The 16,766-nt window shown below is 53.6% G+C and carries 15 protein-coding genes; 3 read left to right on the top strand and 12 right to left on the bottom strand.

All coding sequences use genetic code 11. The features are described from left to right. Window positions 1–84: 84 nt before the first annotated feature. From fabF to yceD, 8 genes are all read right to left on the bottom strand, one after another. Complete coding sequence (fabF, locus tag ACHHZ6_RS08260) at window positions 85–1,326, bottom strand: beta-ketoacyl-ACP synthase II (protein ID WP_182919793.1); 1,242 nt, start codon at window positions 1,324–1,326, stop codon at window positions 85–87. Between the two features lie 92 nt (window positions 1,327–1,418). Continuing rightward, window positions 1,419–1,655: an acyl carrier protein gene (acpP, locus tag ACHHZ6_RS08265; protein WP_003857954.1), complete on the bottom strand. Its 237-nt coding sequence runs from the start codon at window positions 1,653–1,655 to the stop codon at window positions 1,419–1,421. Between the two features lie 154 nt (window positions 1,656–1,809). Continuing rightward, on the bottom strand, window positions 1,810–2,544 hold the full coding sequence (gene fabG, locus ACHHZ6_RS08270) for a 3-oxoacyl-ACP reductase FabG (RefSeq protein ID WP_182271026.1): 735 nt from the start codon (window positions 2,542–2,544) through the stop codon (window positions 1,810–1,812). A gap of 12 nt (window positions 2,545–2,556) precedes the next feature. Then, on the bottom strand, window positions 2,557–3,486 hold the full coding sequence (gene fabD / locus ACHHZ6_RS08275) for an ACP S-malonyltransferase (protein WP_182919792.1): 930 nt from the start codon (window positions 3,484–3,486) through the stop codon (window positions 2,557–2,559). A 15-nt stretch (window positions 3,487–3,501) separates the two neighbouring features. Continuing rightward, window positions 3,502–4,455: a beta-ketoacyl-ACP synthase III gene (locus tag ACHHZ6_RS08280; RefSeq protein WP_182919791.1), complete on the bottom strand. Its 954-nt coding sequence runs from the start codon at window positions 4,453–4,455 to the stop codon at window positions 3,502–3,504. 6 nt (window positions 4,456–4,461) lie between these two features. Continuing rightward, window positions 4,462–5,496 (bottom strand): phosphate acyltransferase PlsX, encoded by a 1,035-nt coding sequence (gene plsX, locus ACHHZ6_RS08285; RefSeq protein WP_182274491.1) that lies wholly within the window; start codon window positions 5,494–5,496, stop codon window positions 4,462–4,464. A gap of 79 nt (window positions 5,497–5,575) precedes the next feature. After that, window positions 5,576–5,749 carry a 50S ribosomal protein L32 gene (rpmF, locus tag ACHHZ6_RS08290; RefSeq protein WP_003857964.1) on the bottom strand — a complete coding sequence of 58 codons (174 nt, stop codon included), beginning with the start codon at window positions 5,747–5,749 and terminating at the stop codon, window positions 5,576–5,578. Between the two features lie 16 nt (window positions 5,750–5,765). Beyond that, window positions 5,766–6,287: a 23S rRNA accumulation protein YceD gene (gene yceD / locus ACHHZ6_RS08295; RefSeq protein ID WP_182271023.1), complete on the bottom strand. Its 522-nt coding sequence runs from the start codon at window positions 6,285–6,287 to the stop codon at window positions 5,766–5,768. A 141-nt stretch (window positions 6,288–6,428) separates the two neighbouring features. Between yceD and ACHHZ6_RS08300 the strand changes: the two genes are divergently transcribed. Next, window positions 6,429–7,013: a nucleoside triphosphate pyrophosphatase gene (locus ACHHZ6_RS08300; RefSeq protein WP_182271022.1), complete on the top strand. Its 585-nt coding sequence runs from the start codon at window positions 6,429–6,431 to the stop codon at window positions 7,011–7,013. 100 nt (window positions 7,014–7,113) lie between these two features. On the opposite strand, the gene rluC is transcribed toward ACHHZ6_RS08300, so the two are convergent. Then, complete coding sequence (rluC, locus tag ACHHZ6_RS08305) at window positions 7,114–8,061, bottom strand: 23S rRNA pseudouridine(955/2504/2580) synthase RluC (RefSeq protein WP_182271021.1); 948 nt, start codon at window positions 8,059–8,061, stop codon at window positions 7,114–7,116. Window positions 8,062–8,632: 571 nt separating this feature from the next. On the opposite strand from rluC, the gene rne reads away from it, so the two are divergent. Next, a complete protein-coding gene (gene rne, locus ACHHZ6_RS08310; RefSeq protein ID WP_182271020.1) occupies window positions 8,633–11,749 on the top strand; it encodes a ribonuclease E in 3,117 nt (1,038 codons plus the stop codon). Window positions 11,750–11,789: 40 nt separating this feature from the next. Here rne and ACHHZ6_RS08315 read toward each other — a convergent pair whose 3' ends face one another. Continuing rightward, the gene (locus ACHHZ6_RS08315; protein WP_395122088.1) at window positions 11,790–12,821 is read right to left on the bottom strand and encodes a LysR family transcriptional regulator; all 1,032 of its coding nucleotides are present in this window, start codon (window positions 12,819–12,821) and stop codon (window positions 11,790–11,792) included. Window positions 12,822–12,837: 16 nt separating this feature from the next. Here ACHHZ6_RS08315 and ACHHZ6_RS08320 point away from each other — a divergent pair, with 16 nt between their 5' ends. Next, window positions 12,838–14,052: an MFS transporter gene (locus ACHHZ6_RS08320; RefSeq protein WP_395122078.1), complete on the top strand. Its 1,215-nt coding sequence runs from the start codon at window positions 12,838–12,840 to the stop codon at window positions 14,050–14,052. Window positions 14,053–14,130: 78 nt separating this feature from the next. Here ACHHZ6_RS08320 and flgL read toward each other — a convergent pair whose 3' ends face one another. Continuing rightward, window positions 14,131–15,084, bottom strand: a complete 954-nt coding sequence (gene flgL, locus ACHHZ6_RS08325; RefSeq protein WP_395122079.1) for a flagellar hook-associated protein FlgL — start codon at window positions 15,082–15,084, stop codon at window positions 14,131–14,133. Window positions 15,085–15,098: 14 nt separating this feature from the next. Next, on the bottom strand, window positions 15,099–16,739 hold the full coding sequence (flgK, locus tag ACHHZ6_RS08330) for a flagellar hook-associated protein FlgK (RefSeq protein ID WP_182271016.1): 1,641 nt from the start codon (window positions 16,737–16,739) through the stop codon (window positions 15,099–15,101). Between the last annotated feature and the right edge of the window lie 27 nt (window positions 16,740–16,766).

A 16,766-nucleotide genomic window follows, 5' to 3' on the forward strand; every position in this document is an offset into this window, starting at 1 on the left:
TGTCGTACACCCGACAAGAAGAAAAGACCTAATAAAAAAGGTCCGACAAGCGGACCTTTTTTGATAGCCATCGGGCAGTCAGACTCAAATCTTTTTGAAGATCAGAGAGCCGTTGGTGCCACCAAAGCCGAAGGAGTTACACAGCGTGTACTCCATGCCACTAACCTGACGCGCTTCGTGCGGTACGAAATCCAGGTCACAACCTTCATCCGGGTTATCCAGGTTGATGGTTGGCGGTACAGCCTGATCGCGCAGCGCCAGGATAGAGTAGATAGACTCTACTGCACCCGCCGCACCCAACAGGTGACCGGTCATGGATTTCGTCGAGCTCACCAGTACGCGGCGGGCAGATTCGCCGAAGATAGACTTAACGGCCTGAGTTTCTGCTTTATCGCCCGCAGGAGTAGACGTACCGTGCGCGTTAACGTAGCCGATCTGCGCAGGGGTAATACCCGCATCGCGAATCGCATTTGCCATTGCCAGCGCGGCACCGGCACCATTTTCTGGTGGTGACGTCATGTGGTAGGCATCACTGCTCATACCAAAGCCAACGATTTCAGCATAAATTTTCGCACCGCGTTTTTTCGCGTGCTCGTACTCTTCCAGCACGATCATGCCCGCACCGTCACCCAGCACGAAACCATCACGGTCTTTATCCCACGGACGGCTCGCCGCCTGAGGGTTATCGTTACGGGTAGACAGCGCACGCGCCGCACCAAAGCCACCTACACCCAGCGGGGTACTGGCTTTTTCCGCACCGCCTGCAACCATAGCATCTGCATCGCCGTACGCAATGATACGCGCGGCCTGGCCGATGTTATGTACGCCAGACGTACATGCGGTAGCGATAGAAATGCTTGGCCCACGCAGGCCGAACATGATAGTCAGGTGACCTGCCACCATGTTAACAATCGTGGACGGAACGAAGAACGGGCTGATCTTACGCGGGCCACCATTCATCAGAGATGTATGGTTTTCCTCGATCAGGCCAAGACCGCCAATCCCGGAGCCGATAGCGGCACCGATACGGGTTGCGTTCTCTTCCGTAATTTCAAGACCAGAATCCTGCATGGCCTGAACGCCAGCGACAATTCCATATTGAATGAAGGCATCCATCTTGCGCTGTTCTTTGCGCGAGATTATCTCTTCACAGTTAAAATCCTTTACTAAGCCAGCAAATTTCGTTGCATAGGCGCTAGTATCGAAATGGTCGATTAGGCTGATGCCGCTCTGACCGGCAAGGAGAGCTTTCCAGGTGGACTCTACGGTATTGCCGACAGGAGACAACATGCCAAGTCCGGTCACAACTACACGACGCTTAGACACGTTTGTCCTCCAGGGAGGGATAAAAAAAAGAGATTCGTGGGACTAAAAAAGATAAAACTCAGGCGGTCGAATGACCGCCTGGAGATGTTCACTTACGCCTGGTGACCGTTGATGTAATCAATGGCAGCCTGAACGGTGGTGATTTTCTCAGCTTCTTCGTCCGGAATCTCAGTATCAAACTCTTCTTCCAGAGCCATTACCAGCTCAACGGTGTCAAGAGAATCTGCGCCCAGGTCTTCAACGAAGGAAGCGGAGTTCACAACTTCTTCCTGCTTAACGCCCAGCTGTTCGCCAATAATTTTCTTAACGCGTTCTTCGATAGTGCTCATACTCTTAAATTTCCTATCAAAACTCGCTTTCGCGATGGTTTTCGTAGTGTATAAAATGTTGAAAAATTTGCAACTAAATCCCGGCAGGTCTTACCACGATTTTACGTTATTTTGAGGCCATTCGCCCTAATAACGCAAATATTTTCGATCGTGATTAAACCATGTACATTCCGCCGTTGACGTGGAGGGTTTCACCAGTGATGTAACCCGCTTCGTCAGAGGCTAAAAATGCAACCGCGCTGGCGATTTCTTTAGGGTCGCCAAGACGACCCGCCGGAACTGCCGCCAACGTACCCGCACGCTGATCATCGGTCAGCGCACGCGTCATGTCCGTTTCAATAAAGCCCGGAGCAACAACGTTTACAGTAATACCGCGTGACGCGACTTCACGCGCCAGCGACTTACTGAAACCGATCAGACCCGCTTTCGCCGCAGCGTAGTTAGCCTGACCAGCATTTCCCATGGTACCAACCACAGAACCAACAGTGATAATACGACCATGACGCTTTTTCATCATAGCGCGCATTACCGCTTTTGACAGACGGAATACAGATGACAGATTGGTTTCGATAATATCGTTCCACTCGTCGTCTTTCATTCGCATCAACAGGTTGTCGCGCGTGATCCCGGCATTATTTACCAGAATGTCCACTTCGCCAAACTCTGCGCGAATATTTTCCAGAACAGATTCGATAGATGCAGGTTCAGTCACATTCAGTACCAGACCTTTACCGTTCGCACCCAGATATTCGCTGATGGCTTTAGCGCCATTCTCGCTGGTCGCTGTACCAATCACTTTCGCGCCGCGCGCAACCAGTGTTTCAGCAATTGCACGCCCGATACCACGGCTTGCGCCGGTGACCAGTGCGATTTTTCCTTCAAAACTCATGGTATTCCTCTTTTATTGCGAGAGTGCCGCTGACATCGCTTCCGGCTCGTTAATCGCCGAGGCAGTCAGGGTGTCAACAATACGTTTTGTCAGACCGGTGAGGACTTTACCTGGACCAACTTCATACAGATGCTCAACGCCCTGTGACGCCATAAACTCAACGGTTTTGGTCCACTGTACCGGGCTATAAAGCTGGCGAACCAGCGCGTTACGGATAGCTTCCGGCGCGGTTTCGCATTTCACATCGACGTTGTTCACAACGGAAATCGTCGGTGCGTTAAAGACAATTTTTTCCAGCTCAATGGCCAGTTTGTCGGCTGCTGGTTTCATCAGCGCGCAATGAGATGGAACGCTCACTGGCAGCGGCAGAGCACGCTTCGCACCTGCAGCTTTACAGGCGGCACCTGCACGTTCAACCGCTTCTTTATGGCCCGCGATAACCACCTGGCCCGGCGAGTTGAAGTTAACCGGAGAAACCACCTGGCCTTCGGCTGATTCTTCACATGCTTTCGCAATAGAGGCATCATCCAGACCGATGATGGCAGACATGCCACCCGTTCCTTCTGGCACCGCTTCCTGCATGAATTTACCACGCAGTTCGACCAGACGTACTGCATCAGCAAAGGCGATCACACCTGCACATACCAGCGCAGAGTATTCACCCAGGCTGTGACCCGCGAGCAGCGCTGGCGTTTTACCGCCCTGCTGCTGCCATGCACGCCACAGCGCAACGGATGCGGTCAGCAGTGCTGGCTGAGTCTGCCAGGTTTTGTTCAGCTCTTCGGCTGGGCCCTGCTGGGTCAACGCCCACAGATCATAACCCAGCGCATCGGAAGCTTCACGGAAAGTCTCTTCGATTACCGGATAGTTTGCTGCCATTTCAGACAACATCCCAACGGTTTGAGAGCCCTGGCCCGGGAACACAAAAGCAAATTGCGTCATTTTTTAATCCTTATTCTAGAAACGAACCAGCGCGGAACCCCAGGTGAATCCACCACCGAAGGCTTCAAGCAAGACCAACTGGCCCCGTTTGATTCGTCCATCGCGTACCGCTTCGTCAAATGCACACGGTACCGACGCCGCAGAGGTGTTGCCGTGGCGATCCAGCGTCACGACAACGTTATCCATCGGCATGCCCAGCTTTTTAGCGGTCGCAGTGATGATACGCAGGTTCGCCTGATGCGGTACCAGCCAGTCGAGCGCAGAGCGTTCAAGGTGATTCGCTTCCAGCGTTTCATCGACAATATGTGCAAGCTCGGTCACCGCCACCTTGAATACCTCATTACCTGCCATTGTCAGGTGGATTGAGTTCTCCGGATTAACGCGATCGGCGTTAGGCAGTGTCAACAGCTCGCCGTAGCTACCGTCGGCATGCAAATGCGTGGAGATGATGCCCGGCTCTTCGGACTGGCCCAGCAACACTGCGCCTGCACCATCACCAAAAATAATGATCGTACCACGATCGGTTGGATCGCAGGTACGTGCCAGCACGTCAGCACCGATCACCAGCGCATACTTTACTGCGCCAGATTTGACATACTGATCGGCAACGCTCAGTGCATAGGTGAAACCTGCACATGCAGCAGCAACATCAAACGCCGGGCAACCTTTAATGCCGAGCATGTTCTGCACCTGGCATGCCGCGCTTGGGAATGCATGTGTAGCGGACGTCGTGGCAACCACGATCAAACCAATTTGTTCTTTATCGATGCCGGCCATCTCGAGCGCACGCTGTGCCGCTTCGTAGCCCATAGTCGCAACGGTTTCATCTGGCGCGGCGATACGACGTTCACGGATACCTGTGCGCGTGACAATCCACTCGTCAGACGTATCTACCATTTTTTCCAGATCGGCGTTGGTTCGCACTTGTTTTGGCAGATAGCTGCCGGTACCAATAATCTTCGTATACATGTACGCTCAGTCACTTTTAGCTAATACAGATCCCAGGCGAGCGGCAATCCGCTGAGGGACTTGTCGCTGCACCGCCTGCACTGCCTGTTCAATCGCGACGGAAAATGCTCGCTGATTGGCGGCTCCATGACTCTTAATCACGATGCCGCGCAATCCTAACAGACAGGCGCCATTATACTGGTCGGGGTTGAGGTGACTGAATCGCCGCGTCAGGCTTTTTTGTAACCAACGCTTTAATAAAATCAGCCACCAGGACCTTTTTTTACCTTCTCCCTGGGTTTTCAGCAGAGAAAGAAACATCCGAACGACCCCTTCCATGGTCTTCAGCGTTACGTTTCCGGTGAAGCCATCACACACTAATACATCCGTTTTACCCGTCAGCAACTCATTGGCTTCGAGATAACCAATATAGTTGATGGAAGGAACCTGTTTAAGTAATTCGGCAGCATCACGAATACTATCCAGGCCTTTGGTCTCTTCTTCACCAATATTCAGCAACGCAACGCGGGGGTTTTTAATCCCGACCACATCTTCTGCCAGCACCGACCCCATCACGGCGAACTGAACCAGCATTGTACTATCACAATCGACGTTAGCACCCAGATCGAGCACCACCGTTTTGCCCTTTTGCTGGTGCGGTAACACCGTCACCAGCGCCGGGCGCTCAATGCCCTCAATAGGCTTGAGCAATAATTTCGATAGCCCCATCAGCGCGCCGGTATTTCCCGCACTGACGCAAGCCTGCGCTCGCCCTTCTTTCACCAGCTCCAGTGCTATTCGCATGGAGCTGCCACGGCTATTGCGAATCGCTTGCGATGGCCGGGCATCACTGGCAATAACTGACTGCGCAGGAATAATCTGCAGACGCGAACGTTGTTCGAAGTCAGCTTTTGCAAGTAATGGCGTGATTGTGTCGGGGTTACCGACTAAAAGAAGTGTGAGTTGCGAATTAGAATTCAGTGCCTGCAATGCTGCAGGCACTGTCACAGAAGGGCCAAAATCTCCCCCCATGACATCTAACGCCAGGGTTAGACGTGTCAAGGTATCGTCACTGCCTGGTTTGGTGTTTCCCCAGTGACCTGGGGAAATCCTCACTAAGCTTCATCACGCTTGCGCGTGATTACTTAGTGATAACCTTGCGGCCGCGGTAGAAACCGTCAGCAGTGATGTGGTGACGCAGGTGTTTTTCACCAGAAGTCTTGTCTACAGACAGGCTGGTAACTGCAGTCAGCGCGTCATGGGAACGACGCATGCCACGTTTGGAACGGGTTGGTTTATTCTGTTGTACGGCCATGGACCTTACTCCTCAATTACTTACGCTTTAAGCTGGCTAATACGGCAAATGGATTTGGTTTTTGCGCTTCATCAGGCAGTTCCCCAAAGACCATGTCCGCCTCGGACACTTCACAGTGTTCAGAATCATGCACCGGAACTACAGGCAAGGAGAGGATAATTTCATCTTCTACCAGAGCCAGCAGATCGATTTCACCGAATTCGTTAACCTCAATCGGCTCATACGCTTCCGGGAGTGCCTCAGCCTGTTCGACAGAGCGAACCGGACTGAAACAATACGTTGTGTGAACATGTTGTACGAACGGTTTCCCGCAACGCTGACATTCGAGCGTTACCGTCACCTTTGCATCACCGGTTAATACGGCAAGGCGCTGGTTATCGATAGCGAACGACATGGAGCATTCCACATCACTGTCCACACTGACTACGGATTCGGCGATACGCTCAGCCTGATCGGAAGAATAGATCCCTTCATAATCGAGGCGTTTTTGAGCCGTACGAACCGGATCAAGAGTCAGGGGTAATTTTACCTTTTGCATAGGGCGCGCATATTAACTTTGTAACGTCATATAGTCAAAGAAAAAGGCAACCAGGGCTGCCTTTTGCCAATTATTCGCACACATTGCGGCCTGTAGTTTAAAATGGCTGGCATCGATACGCTATATCCTGGTGATAAAAATATGCCAAATCTGGTTCTCGCCTCCACTTCACCCTACCGCCGAATGTTGCTTGAAAAGCTCGGGATCCCGTTTGAATGTGCTGCACCCGACGTTGACGAGACGCCACAACCTGGCGAATCTCCACGCCATCTGGTGACCCGTCTGGCCCAGGAAAAAGCACAATCGCTTGCCGTACGTTACCCTGCACATCTGATTATAGGCTCCGATCAGGTTTGTGTGCTGGACGGAGAAATCACCGGCAAACCCCATACTGAAGAAAACGCCCGCCAACAGCTCATGCGAGCGCGCGGTAACATTGTCACCTTCTATACTGGCCTCGCGCTCTATAACTCTGCCTCCGGTCACCTGCAGACCGAGTGCGAGCCTTTTGACGTACACTTCCGCCATCTCAGCGAACAAGAGATTATCGACTACGTGCGCCGGGAACGGCCACTCAACTGTGCGGGCAGTTTTAAAAGCGAAGGGTTAGGGATTGCGCTGTTTGAAAAACTGGAGGGTCGCGATCCGAATACGCTGATTGGGTTACCGCTGATTGCGCTGTGTCAGATGTTAAGGCGAGAAGAGTATAATCCGCTGACGATGTGATTGGATCACTGCGGCCTGATGCCCTCGCCCCGGCACTCTCCCACAGGACGAGGGAGCAAACATTAAAAACGGCAACATTCGTTGCCGTTTTACCTTTACCTTAACCGCGCAGAACTTTAAGACAGCGCTTCAACTGCTCATCCAGCGGCGCTTCAATACGGATAACTTCGCCCGTATTCGGATGGGTAAACTTCAGCGCTGCCGCGTGCAGGAAAAGACGAGACAACCCCGTGCCTGCTAACTGCTTATCAAATTCACGATCGCCATAACGATCGTCAAACGCAATCGGATGCCCGGCATACTGGGTATGCACACGGATCTGGTGAGTACGACCAGTCACCGGACTACAACGCATCAGCGTGGCAAATTCATAGCGTTCTTCAACTTTGAATCGCGTTTCAGAAGGCTTGCCTTCCTGACTCACACGGACAATACGCTCGCCGCTTTGCAGAATATTTTTCAGCAACGGTGCCTGCACCACCTTAACGTGGGACTGCCACTGGCCGCGAACCAGCGCCAGATAATCCTTCTGCATCCCTTTTTCGCGCAGTTGTTCATGGAGAGAACGCAGTGCAGAACGCTTTTTCGCCACCAACAGCACGCCGGAGGTGTCACGATCAAGGCGGTGAACCAGTTCGAGGAAACGTGCTTCCGGGCGCAGTGCGCGCAGCCCTTCAATCACACCGAAGCTCAGACCGCTACCGCCATGCACAGCCGTGCCTGACGGCTTGTTCAGCACCAGGATATAGTCATCTTCATAGAGGATAACATCACTCAGGGCCGCCACTTTCTGTAGCTTCGGTGAAACCGCTTCTTCTTCACGCTCGGCAACACGTACCGGCGGGATACGCACTTCATCACCGGCTTCGAGTTTATACTCAGGCTTCACGCGTTTTTTGTTAACCCGCACCTCACCCTTACGCAAGATGCGATAAATCATGCTCTTTGGCACCCCTTTCAGTTGGGTGCGCAAAAAGTTATCGATACGTTGCCCCGCATAGTCATCCGCGATAGCAACCATTTTTACGGCTGGAGTCTCTGTTTTCATGGTTGGCGATTCTAAATATCGTCAGGCATTAGCGCCACTCATTTTTCTATGCTTATATTTACTTTTATCCGGCCTGCCCTCCGTTTCGCGCAATCGATTTGGTGGTTATTAAACCAATCACCGCGTTGAAGTGAAGAAACTGTGAGTAACCGGGTGATAATTGGTAAAAGTCATCTTGCTATAACCCGGCGAGCAGTGGAATAATGATGCCGTTTTCCGTGTTAAATCCTGGTTAAGTAAGGATACTGACGGAATGACCAATTTTGTCTGACCGATCATCCACGCAGCAATGGCGTAAGACGTGTTGATCTTTCAGGCAGTTAGCGGGCTGCGGGTTGCAGTACTTCCCGGTATAAGGATTGTTTTCTGGAGAGTTTTCCCAGGCAATTCCCCTGATAATTGCGCTGTATTTCCGTATGAAATACAGGCAACCGACACTCTGCGCCTCTTAAGCGGGCGACAACCGTGAGGTTGGCGACGTGAATAGACACGAGGCCATCGGTTCATACCCCGGAAAGCGTCACCTTGCCCGCAGCTTTGTCGTCAATGTAAGAATAATGAGTAAGTTACGATGAAAAGAATGTTAATCAACGCAACTCAGCAAGAAGAGTTGCGTGTCGCCCTTGTGGATGGGCAGCGCCTGTACGATCTGGATATCGAAAGTCCTGGACACGAACAGAAAAAAGCGAACATTTACAAAGGCAAAATCACCCGCATTGAACCAAGCCTTGAAGCTGCATTTGTCGACTACGGTGCTGAGCGTCATGGTTTCCTCCCTCTGAAAGAAATCGCCCGCGAATATTTCCCTGCAAACTACAACTCTCATGGCCGTCCGAACATTAAAGATGTTCTGCGTGAAGGTCAGGAAGTTATCGTTCAGATTGATAAAGAAGAGCGTGGCAACAAAGGGGCCGCACTGACCACCTTTATCAGCCTGGCGGGAAGTTATCTGGTTCTGATGCCAAACAACCCGCGTGCGGGTGGTATCTCTCGCCGTATCGAAGGTGATGACCGTACCGAACTGAAAGAAGCGCTGGCAAGTCTTGAACTGCCGGATGGCATGGGGCTTATCGTTCGCACCGCAGGTGTAGGCAAATCTGCCGAAGCGCTGCAGTGGGACTTAAGCTTCCGTCTGAAGCACTGGGAAGCTATCCAGAAAGCTGCAGAAAACCGCCCTGCACCGTTCCTGATCCACCAGGAAAGTAACGTTATCGTACGTGCCTTCCGTGACTACCTGCGTCAGGACATCGGCGAAATTCTGATTGATAACCCGAAAGTGCTTGAGCTGGCCCGCCAGCACATCGCCGCGCTGGGTCGTCCGGATTTCACCAGCAAAATCAAACTGTACACCGGTGAAATCCCGCTGTTCAGCCACTATCAGATCGAATCCCAGATTGAGTCCGCCTTCCAGCGTGAAGTGCGTCTGCCGTCTGGCGGTTCTATCGTTATCGATACTACTGAAGCGCTGACCGCGATCGACATCAACTCCGCACGTGCAACGCGCGGTGGTGATATCGAAGAGACGGCCTTCAACACCAACCTTGAAGCCGCTGATGAAATCGCCCGCCAGCTCCGCCTGCGCGACCTGGGTGGTCTGATCGTTATCGACTTTATCGACATGACACCGGTTCGTCACCAGCGTGCGGTTGAAAACCGTCTGCGCGAAGCGGTACGTCAGGACAGAGCCCGTATCCAGATCAGCCACATTTCACGTTTTGGCCTGCTGGAGATGTCCCGTCAGCGTCTGAGCCCATCACTGGGTGAATCCAGCCATCACGTGTGCCCACGCTGTTCCGGTACGGGTACCGTGCGTGACAACGAATCTCTGTCTCTGTCTATTCTGCGTCTGATTGAAGAAGAAGCGCTGAAAGAGAACACCAAAGAGGTTCATGCCATTGTTCCGGTGCCAATTGCCTCCTACCTGCTGAACGAAAAACGTGCAGCGGTCAGCGCCATTGAAGCACGTCAGGGCGGCGTTCGCTGCATCATCGTACCAAACGATCAGATGCAGACCCCGCACTATCACGTGCTGCGCGTGCGTAAAGGTGAAGAGACGTCTACTCTCAGCTACCTGCTGCCGAAACTGCATGAAGAAGAGATGGCACTGCCATCCGATGAAGAACCTGCCGAGCGTAAACTGCCTGAGCAGCCAGCATTAGCAACCTTCATCATGCCGGAAGCACCGCCTGAAGCGGCACTGGAAAAACTGGCAGCAAAACCTGCGGCGCAAAAACCAGCGGCAGAAGTGGCAAAAGCACAACCTGAACAACCGGGTCTGCTGAGTCGCTTCTTCGGTGCGCTGAAAAAGATGTTTGCAGGCGAAGAAGTTCAGCCGGAGCAGCCAAAAGAGGTAACGAAAGAAGCCAAACCTGAGCGCCAGCAGGATCGTCGTAAACGCCAGAACAACCGCCGCGATCGTAACGACCGCAGTGACCGTAATGACCGTAATGAGCGTCGTGACAACCGTTCTGACAATAACGAAGGCCGTGAGCAACGCGAAGACAACCGTCGTAACCGTCGCGATAAACAACAGCAGAATGTTGAAGATCGTGAAATTCGCCAGCAGGCGGGCGATGAGTCTGAGAAGAGCAAACAGCGTGACGAGCAGCAGCCTCGCCGTGAACGTAACCGTCGCCGCAACGACGAGAAACGTCAGGCGCAGCAGGAAGTTAAAAACCTGAACCGTGAAGAACCTGTTGAACAGCAGGACACGGAACAGGAAGAGCGCACTCAGGTGATGCAGCGTCGTAAACCGCGCCAGCTGGCTCAAAAAGTCCGTATTGGTGGCCAGCCAGCGGAAGAGACTGCAATTGTCAGCGCGGAAGTGACCGAAAGTGCACCGAACATGCAGCTGGCTAAAGTTGATCTGCCTGCAGTGGTAGAAAACAACGTCGAGCAGGATGAAAACGGTGAAGGCCGTGATAACGCCGGTATGCCGCGCCGTTCACGCCGTTCTCCGCGCCACCTGCGCGTCAGCGGCCAGCGTCGTCGTCGTTACCGTGACGAGCGTTACCCGACTCAGTCACCAATGCCGTTAACCGTGGCGTGCGCGTCACCTGAAATGGCATCCGGCAAAGTCTGGATCCGCTACCCGGTTGCACGCCCGGAACAAATTGTTGAAGAGCAAGCGCTCACTGAAGAAGTGATTGCACCTGTCGCTGCCGTTGAAGATGTGGCCGCTGCAGCCGCAACAGTGGTTGAACCGCAGGTTGTCGACGCAGCAGCACCTCACGCTGTTGCAGTAGAAACGACCCATCCTGAAGTGATTGCCGCGCCGGTTGATGCTGCACCGCAGTTTATCGCTGCAGAAGACACGGTGGTGGCTGAAGAAGTAGCAGAAGAAGTTGAACCTGCCGCAGCGGTTGAAGAAACCACTGAAGCCGTGGCTGAAACTGCCGCTGCAGAAGTCGTTCAGGAAGCCGCTGTTGACGTTGAACCTGTTCGCGAAGCCCAGGAAGTGAAAGCGCCTGAGGTGAAACCAGAGCCGGTTGTTGCTGCCCCTGCGTCTGCACACGTTGCGACAGCACCTATGACGCGTGCCCCGGCACCTGAATATGTGCCAGAAGCACCGCGTCACAGCGACTGGGTTCGCCCTGCATTCAGCTTTGAAGGCAAAGGTTCTGCCGGTGGTCACAGTGCAACGCACCAGGCTACTGCGCCAGCTACCCGTCCGCAGTCTGCCGAGTAAATCGACATGATGTAAAAAGCCGACCTCCGGGTCGGCTTTTTTATTGCTCGCTGACGGGCTTTCTCATCCCGGCAATATCCGGCATCACCTGCTTCATCATCTCCAGGAAACGTCGCAAGCGTGCCGGGTAATATCGGGACCACGGATACACCAGATGGACGGGCAGTGCCGCTGGCTGCCATTCTGGCAGCAGATGAATTAAACGTCCTTCCCGGATATCCTCTTTTACCGTCCAGCTTGATACCACGGCGACACCCAGACCCGTCAGCACGGTATTACGCGCCACATGGAGGCTGTCAGTGCTCAAGCGCGGGGTAATGGCGATACGTCGTGGCTGCATCGAAAGATCGTCAAACAAATCCACATGCCGTTGATAAAAGGTGCTGATGGCAATCCAGGGAAGCACCAGAAGATCTTCCGGGGTGTTAACCGGGGGGAACTGCGCCAGCAACGCGGGTGATGCCACCACACAGCGCGGTACTTCAGCCAGCATGACCGACACCGTCGCGGGATCTACCTCGGCCCCGACACGGATTGCACAATCAAGATTATCGCTCAGAAAATCCACCGACTTATCATTCAGCATCCACTCGACGGACAGCTGCGGATAACGCTGTAAAAATTCCGTTAACGGTTTCAGAAGCTGATCCTGCCCAAAAGCATGCGGGGCACGCACCCGTAATACCCCAACAGGCTCATCCTCCGCCTGCCCGACTTCGTCTTCCAGCGCCAGCCAGCTATCAATCACACGTCTGGCATGCTGATAACAGCGCTCACCGTCGTCGGTGAGCTTGGTCGCATGGGTCGTACGCAACAGCAGGCGTGCCCCCAACAGGGTTTCCAGAGACTGCAAACGCCGGCTCACCGTGGCCTGGGTGGTAGAAAGCTGCCTTGCCGCCGCCGATAACGACCCGGTTTCCACGATACGCACAAAGGTGCGCATCAGCTCTACCCTGTCTATACGTTCAACTCGCTTCATATTTTCATCTGTCATACGCCTAACGTATATGCGTTTTACCACCGGGCCGTCTACCGTCGCAAGACGTACTGATAAAAAATAGCCGCACACTATGACTGAGGAACGTCTTATGAACACAACAACTGCTCCCCACGCGGCAAGCCGCTGGGTGATTTTAATGCTGGCTCTGGGGGCTGGCTTCAGCGTGGCATCCATTTACTACGCACAACCGCTGTTGCCGCTGATGGGGTCAGATCTTCATCTGAGCATTGAAGGCATGGGGCTGGTTCCGACATTGACCCAGGCAGGCTATGCGCTCGGCATACTCTTCTTACTACCGCTTGGCGATCGCCACGACCGCAGAACGCTGATCCTGATTAAGAGCGTCGCCCTGGCCCTCTTCCTGCTGGGTTGTAGCCTGACCGGACAATTGCACTCATTGCTGCTGGCAAGCCTGTTGATCGGGATGGCGGCAACAATGGCGCAGGATATCGTCCCTGCCGCCGCCATCCTCGCGCCGGAAGGGAAACAGGGTAAAACCGTGGGAACAGTGATGACAGGGCTGTTGCTGGGTATATTGCTGTCGAGAACCGTCAGCGGCGTGGTGGGTGAAGCTTTTGGCTGGCGCGTCATGTACCAGCTGGCAGCGGCAAGCATTGCGTTTGTCGGCGTGGCGATGTGGGCAGTCCTTCCCCGATTTGCCATCCACTCTACGCTCAGCTATCCCGCGTTGATGCGTTCAATGGAACATCTGTGGCGTCGCTATCCGGCACTGCGTCGTGCGGCGCTGGCTCAGGGGTTCCTGTCGATTGCCTTTAGCGCATTCTGGTCAACGCTTGCCGTTATGCTCTACGAACACTATCACTTCGGCAGCGCCGTGGCGGGTGGGTTTGGTATTGCGGGTGCCGCAGGTGCATTGGCCGCCCCACTGGCAGGGGGACTGGCGGATAAGCTGGGCGCAAGGAAAGTCACACAGCTGGGAGCCATGCTCGTCACCGCCTCGTTTGCCCTGATGTTTCTGATGCCCATTTTGGGTCTTCACGGACAACTCATTCTGATTGCCGTGTCCGCCGTCGGGTTTGATCTTGGTCTGCAGTCGAGTCTGGTGGCACACCAGAATCTGGTGTACAGCCTTGAACCTCAGGCCCGTGGACGCCTTAACGCTCTGCTGTTTACGGTGGTGTTTATCGGTATGGCGATGGGTTCTGCTTTAGGGAGCAATATCTATACCCTGGCGGGCTGGCCTGGCGTAGTGGCTCTGGCGACAGTGTGTGGTGTCATTGCACTGGCGATCCGTCTGACTGAAAGCACCCGCATCACCTCTGCACCGGCAAAGGCCGCATAAAAAAAATGCCCAATCCATTTACGGATTGGGCAGTCAGAATATGCCCAGTTTCAAGACATGTTCTAAGAGGTCAAGACTTTATTTATTCATCTGGAACAGCGACATACCTTGCATATCACTGAACGCTTTATAAGACGCCTTCAGGGCCGCCTGTTGCATGGAGTAAGACGAGATCACCGAGTTCCAGTCAACGTCCACCAGGTTACTCATCTGCTGAGTTTGCCCCAGCGCACGGTCATCACCCAGTGAATCCAGCTTGCCCAGTTCATCCAGTTTAATCCCCAGATCGGCACGCACGGTAAGCACGTTGTTCAGAGAATTGCTCAGACCACGGTTGGCTTTATCCATACTGGCCTTGAACGCATCCGCTTTGGTCTGATCATCGCCTACTGGCGTATTCAGTGCAGCAATGGCGGTATCCAGGATCTTAAACAGGTTAGTTTCCGGCGCGCTGCCATCCGGCTCTGGTTTCGCGTTGCTGGTAAAGCTGTCGAAAACTTCGGTTCCCGTATGGCTGATTTGCATCGTACGGGAGGCGTCAACCTGCTGGCTAATTGGCGTAGTCCCGCCATTATAATTACCCGTGGTCTGGTCGAACGCCGCCGCTTCCGTTTTGTAACCGGCAAAGATGTAACGACCATTACCGTCCGTGCTGTTTGCCAGGTTCATCAGCTGATCGCGAAGACCTTTCAGGTTGGTTCCCAGCGAGGCACGGTCGTCGTCACTCAACGTTCCGTTACCCGCGTTCACAATTTTTTCCTGCGAGCTAATAATCGCCGAGGTCACCTGCTGCAGTACGTTCTCTTCCAGCGACACTTTGGTCGTTGCAAAGGTACGCGCCAGAGCATACTGGCTGTTCTGCGTTTGAGCCTGAGACAGCACAACGGCCTGAGAGGCGGCAATCGGATCGTCTGATGGGCGGTTTACCCGCTTACCGGTAGACATCTGCTCGCCGTAGCCCATCCAGAGACTTTGGGAGTTCGTCACTCCACGCATGCTCTGCTCATACATCATTTGAGTACTAATACGCATTTTTAACCTCAGCCTTAGCGAATATTAATTAACGCATCAAACAGCGTGCTCGCCGTTTGCAGAACCTGCGCATTCGCCAGGTAGTACTGCTGATAACGCTGCAGGTTACCGTACTCTTCATCCAGGTTAACCCCGGAAATAGACTGCTGCTGCTTAGTCAACTGCGTCACCACGTTGACTTTGGTTTCGCTACTGGTTTTCAGTGACGCCGTGGTGCTCCCCACGGTACTCACCAGAGCCGCATAAGCATCGTTGAAGGTCTTGTTGCCCCCCACCCGTTTGGCATTCTGCAGATCCAGCAGTTTTTGACCGTTGGTATTGTCGCTCTCACCGCTGGTACTTGATGAAGCCATCGCCAGTTTGGATTCGTCGCTGATCGCAACGTCCATATTCATGATGACGTCATTCACCGGTTTGACGAGGAAACTGTCTTTCGTGTTGGCAGAACCGCTGATATTGAGGTTCAAACCATCAAATGCCAGGTTACCGCTGGCGTCCGGCGTTGCGGTGAAGCTGGTTTTGTCAGACAGACGCGTCACCGTCCAGTTGGTACCGTTATATTCAACTTTATAGTTGGTCGCCTGAACCGCAGAGCTGTTCGTCATGGACACCGTCACCGACGCGCTACCGGTGTTTTTACCGTTACTCAGCGCTGACGGAGAGCCGAAATCAAACAGTTTACCGCCAGCATCACCGTTCGCATCGAATCCGGCTTGATGCTGGGTATTCATGGCATCGGCAAAGGCCAACGCCATCTGGTTCAGGGCGTTACGCGCGTTATCCAGGTCTCCGGAGCGGAAAGTCAACAGCCCACCCAGTGAACCGGTGGTGATCTGCTTTTCCGGGATCTCTACGCTACCGGCTGCGGCATCAACATAGGCAATGGTGGTACGCGCCGGATCGGCGCTTGATTTCACCGCAGCCAGCTGGCTGGCGGTACTACCCTGCACCAGGGTGTAACCATTAGCGAACGAGACGTTATAGGTGCCACCGTCCTGTACGGCCACTTCCACGCCCACAATCTGGTTAAGCTGGCTCACCAGCTGGTCACGCTGGTCGAGCAATTCGTTAGGTGATGCGCCTGCGCCGACACCGGTCAGACGGGAAATCTGATCGTTAAGGTTAGCAATCTGCTTCGCATAGTTATTGATCTGATCAACGCTGGTCGTAATCGCCGTGTTAACCTGCGAATCCTGGTCACGAAGATATTGATCGTTGGTTTTAAACTGGTTTACCAGGCCATCCGCTTTACCGATAACCGTCTGGCGCGCAGCCGGATCTTCGGCGTTGCTGACCAACGTCTGCATGCTTTTAAAGAAATCCTGCAGGGTGGTCGCCAGCGAATTGGTGGTATCAGAGAGCACATCGTCAATTTTTGACATCTGCTGATAACGCGTCGTCAGACCGCTGCTCTGCGTCTGCGCGGCGCGCAGCTGATTGGTAATAAAGGCATCATACTCACGCTGCACACCGGAGACATAAACCCCGTTACCCACCCAGCCACCGCCGGTCAGTGTGCTGTTAGCCGCACCCAGAATAGTATTCTGACGGGTATAACCTGCCACGTTATAGCTTGAAATATTATTACTTACGGTATTGAGTGCCGCCTGTGCAGCACCGAGGCCACTCATGGCGCTGTTAATCAAACTGGACATGGGGGTTCCTTTTATACTTTCAGACAC

Origin of the sequence: Enterobacter cloacae complex sp. 2024EL-00214 (genome assembly GCF_043945575.1) — a bacterium.
In the GTDB taxonomy this organism is placed as follows: Bacteria; Pseudomonadota; Gammaproteobacteria; order Enterobacterales; family Enterobacteriaceae; genus Enterobacter; species Enterobacter cloacae_P.

Coding starts and splice junctions, on each gene's coding strand:
- acpP (WP_003857954.1), bottom strand. CDS start 1,655: ATGAGCACTATCGAAGAACGCGTTAAGAAAATTATTGGCGAACAGCTG.
- fabG (WP_182271026.1), bottom strand. CDS start 2,544: ATGAGTTTTGAAGGAAAAATCGCACTGGTCACCGGCGCAAGCCGTGGT.
- fabD (WP_182919792.1), bottom strand. CDS start 3,486: ATGACGCAATTTGCTTTTGTGTTCCCGGGCCAGGGCTCTCAAACCGTT.
- ACHHZ6_RS08280 (WP_182919791.1), bottom strand. CDS start 4,455: ATGTATACGAAGATTATTGGTACCGGCAGCTATCTGCCAAAACAAGTG.
- rpmF (WP_003857964.1), bottom strand. CDS start 5,749: ATGGCCGTACAACAGAATAAACCAACCCGTTCCAAACGTGGCATGCGT.
- yceD (WP_182271023.1), bottom strand. CDS start 6,287: ATGCAAAAGGTAAAATTACCCCTGACTCTTGATCCGGTTCGTACGGCT.
- ACHHZ6_RS08300 (WP_182271022.1), top strand. CDS start 6,429: ATGCCAAATCTGGTTCTCGCCTCCACTTCACCCTACCGCCGAATGTTG.
- rluC (WP_182271021.1), bottom strand. CDS start 8,061: ATGAAAACAGAGACTCCAGCCGTAAAAATGGTTGCTATCGCGGATGAC.
- rne (WP_182271020.1), top strand. CDS start 8,633: ATGAAAAGAATGTTAATCAACGCAACTCAGCAAGAAGAGTTGCGTGTC.
- ACHHZ6_RS08320 (WP_395122078.1), top strand. CDS start 12,838: ATGAACACAACAACTGCTCCCCACGCGGCAAGCCGCTGGGTGATTTTA.
- flgL (WP_395122079.1), bottom strand. CDS start 15,084: ATGCGTATTAGTACTCAAATGATGTATGAGCAGAGCATGCGTGGAGTG.
- flgK (WP_182271016.1), bottom strand. CDS start 16,739: ATGTCCAGTTTGATTAACAGCGCCATGAGTGGCCTCGGTGCTGCACAG.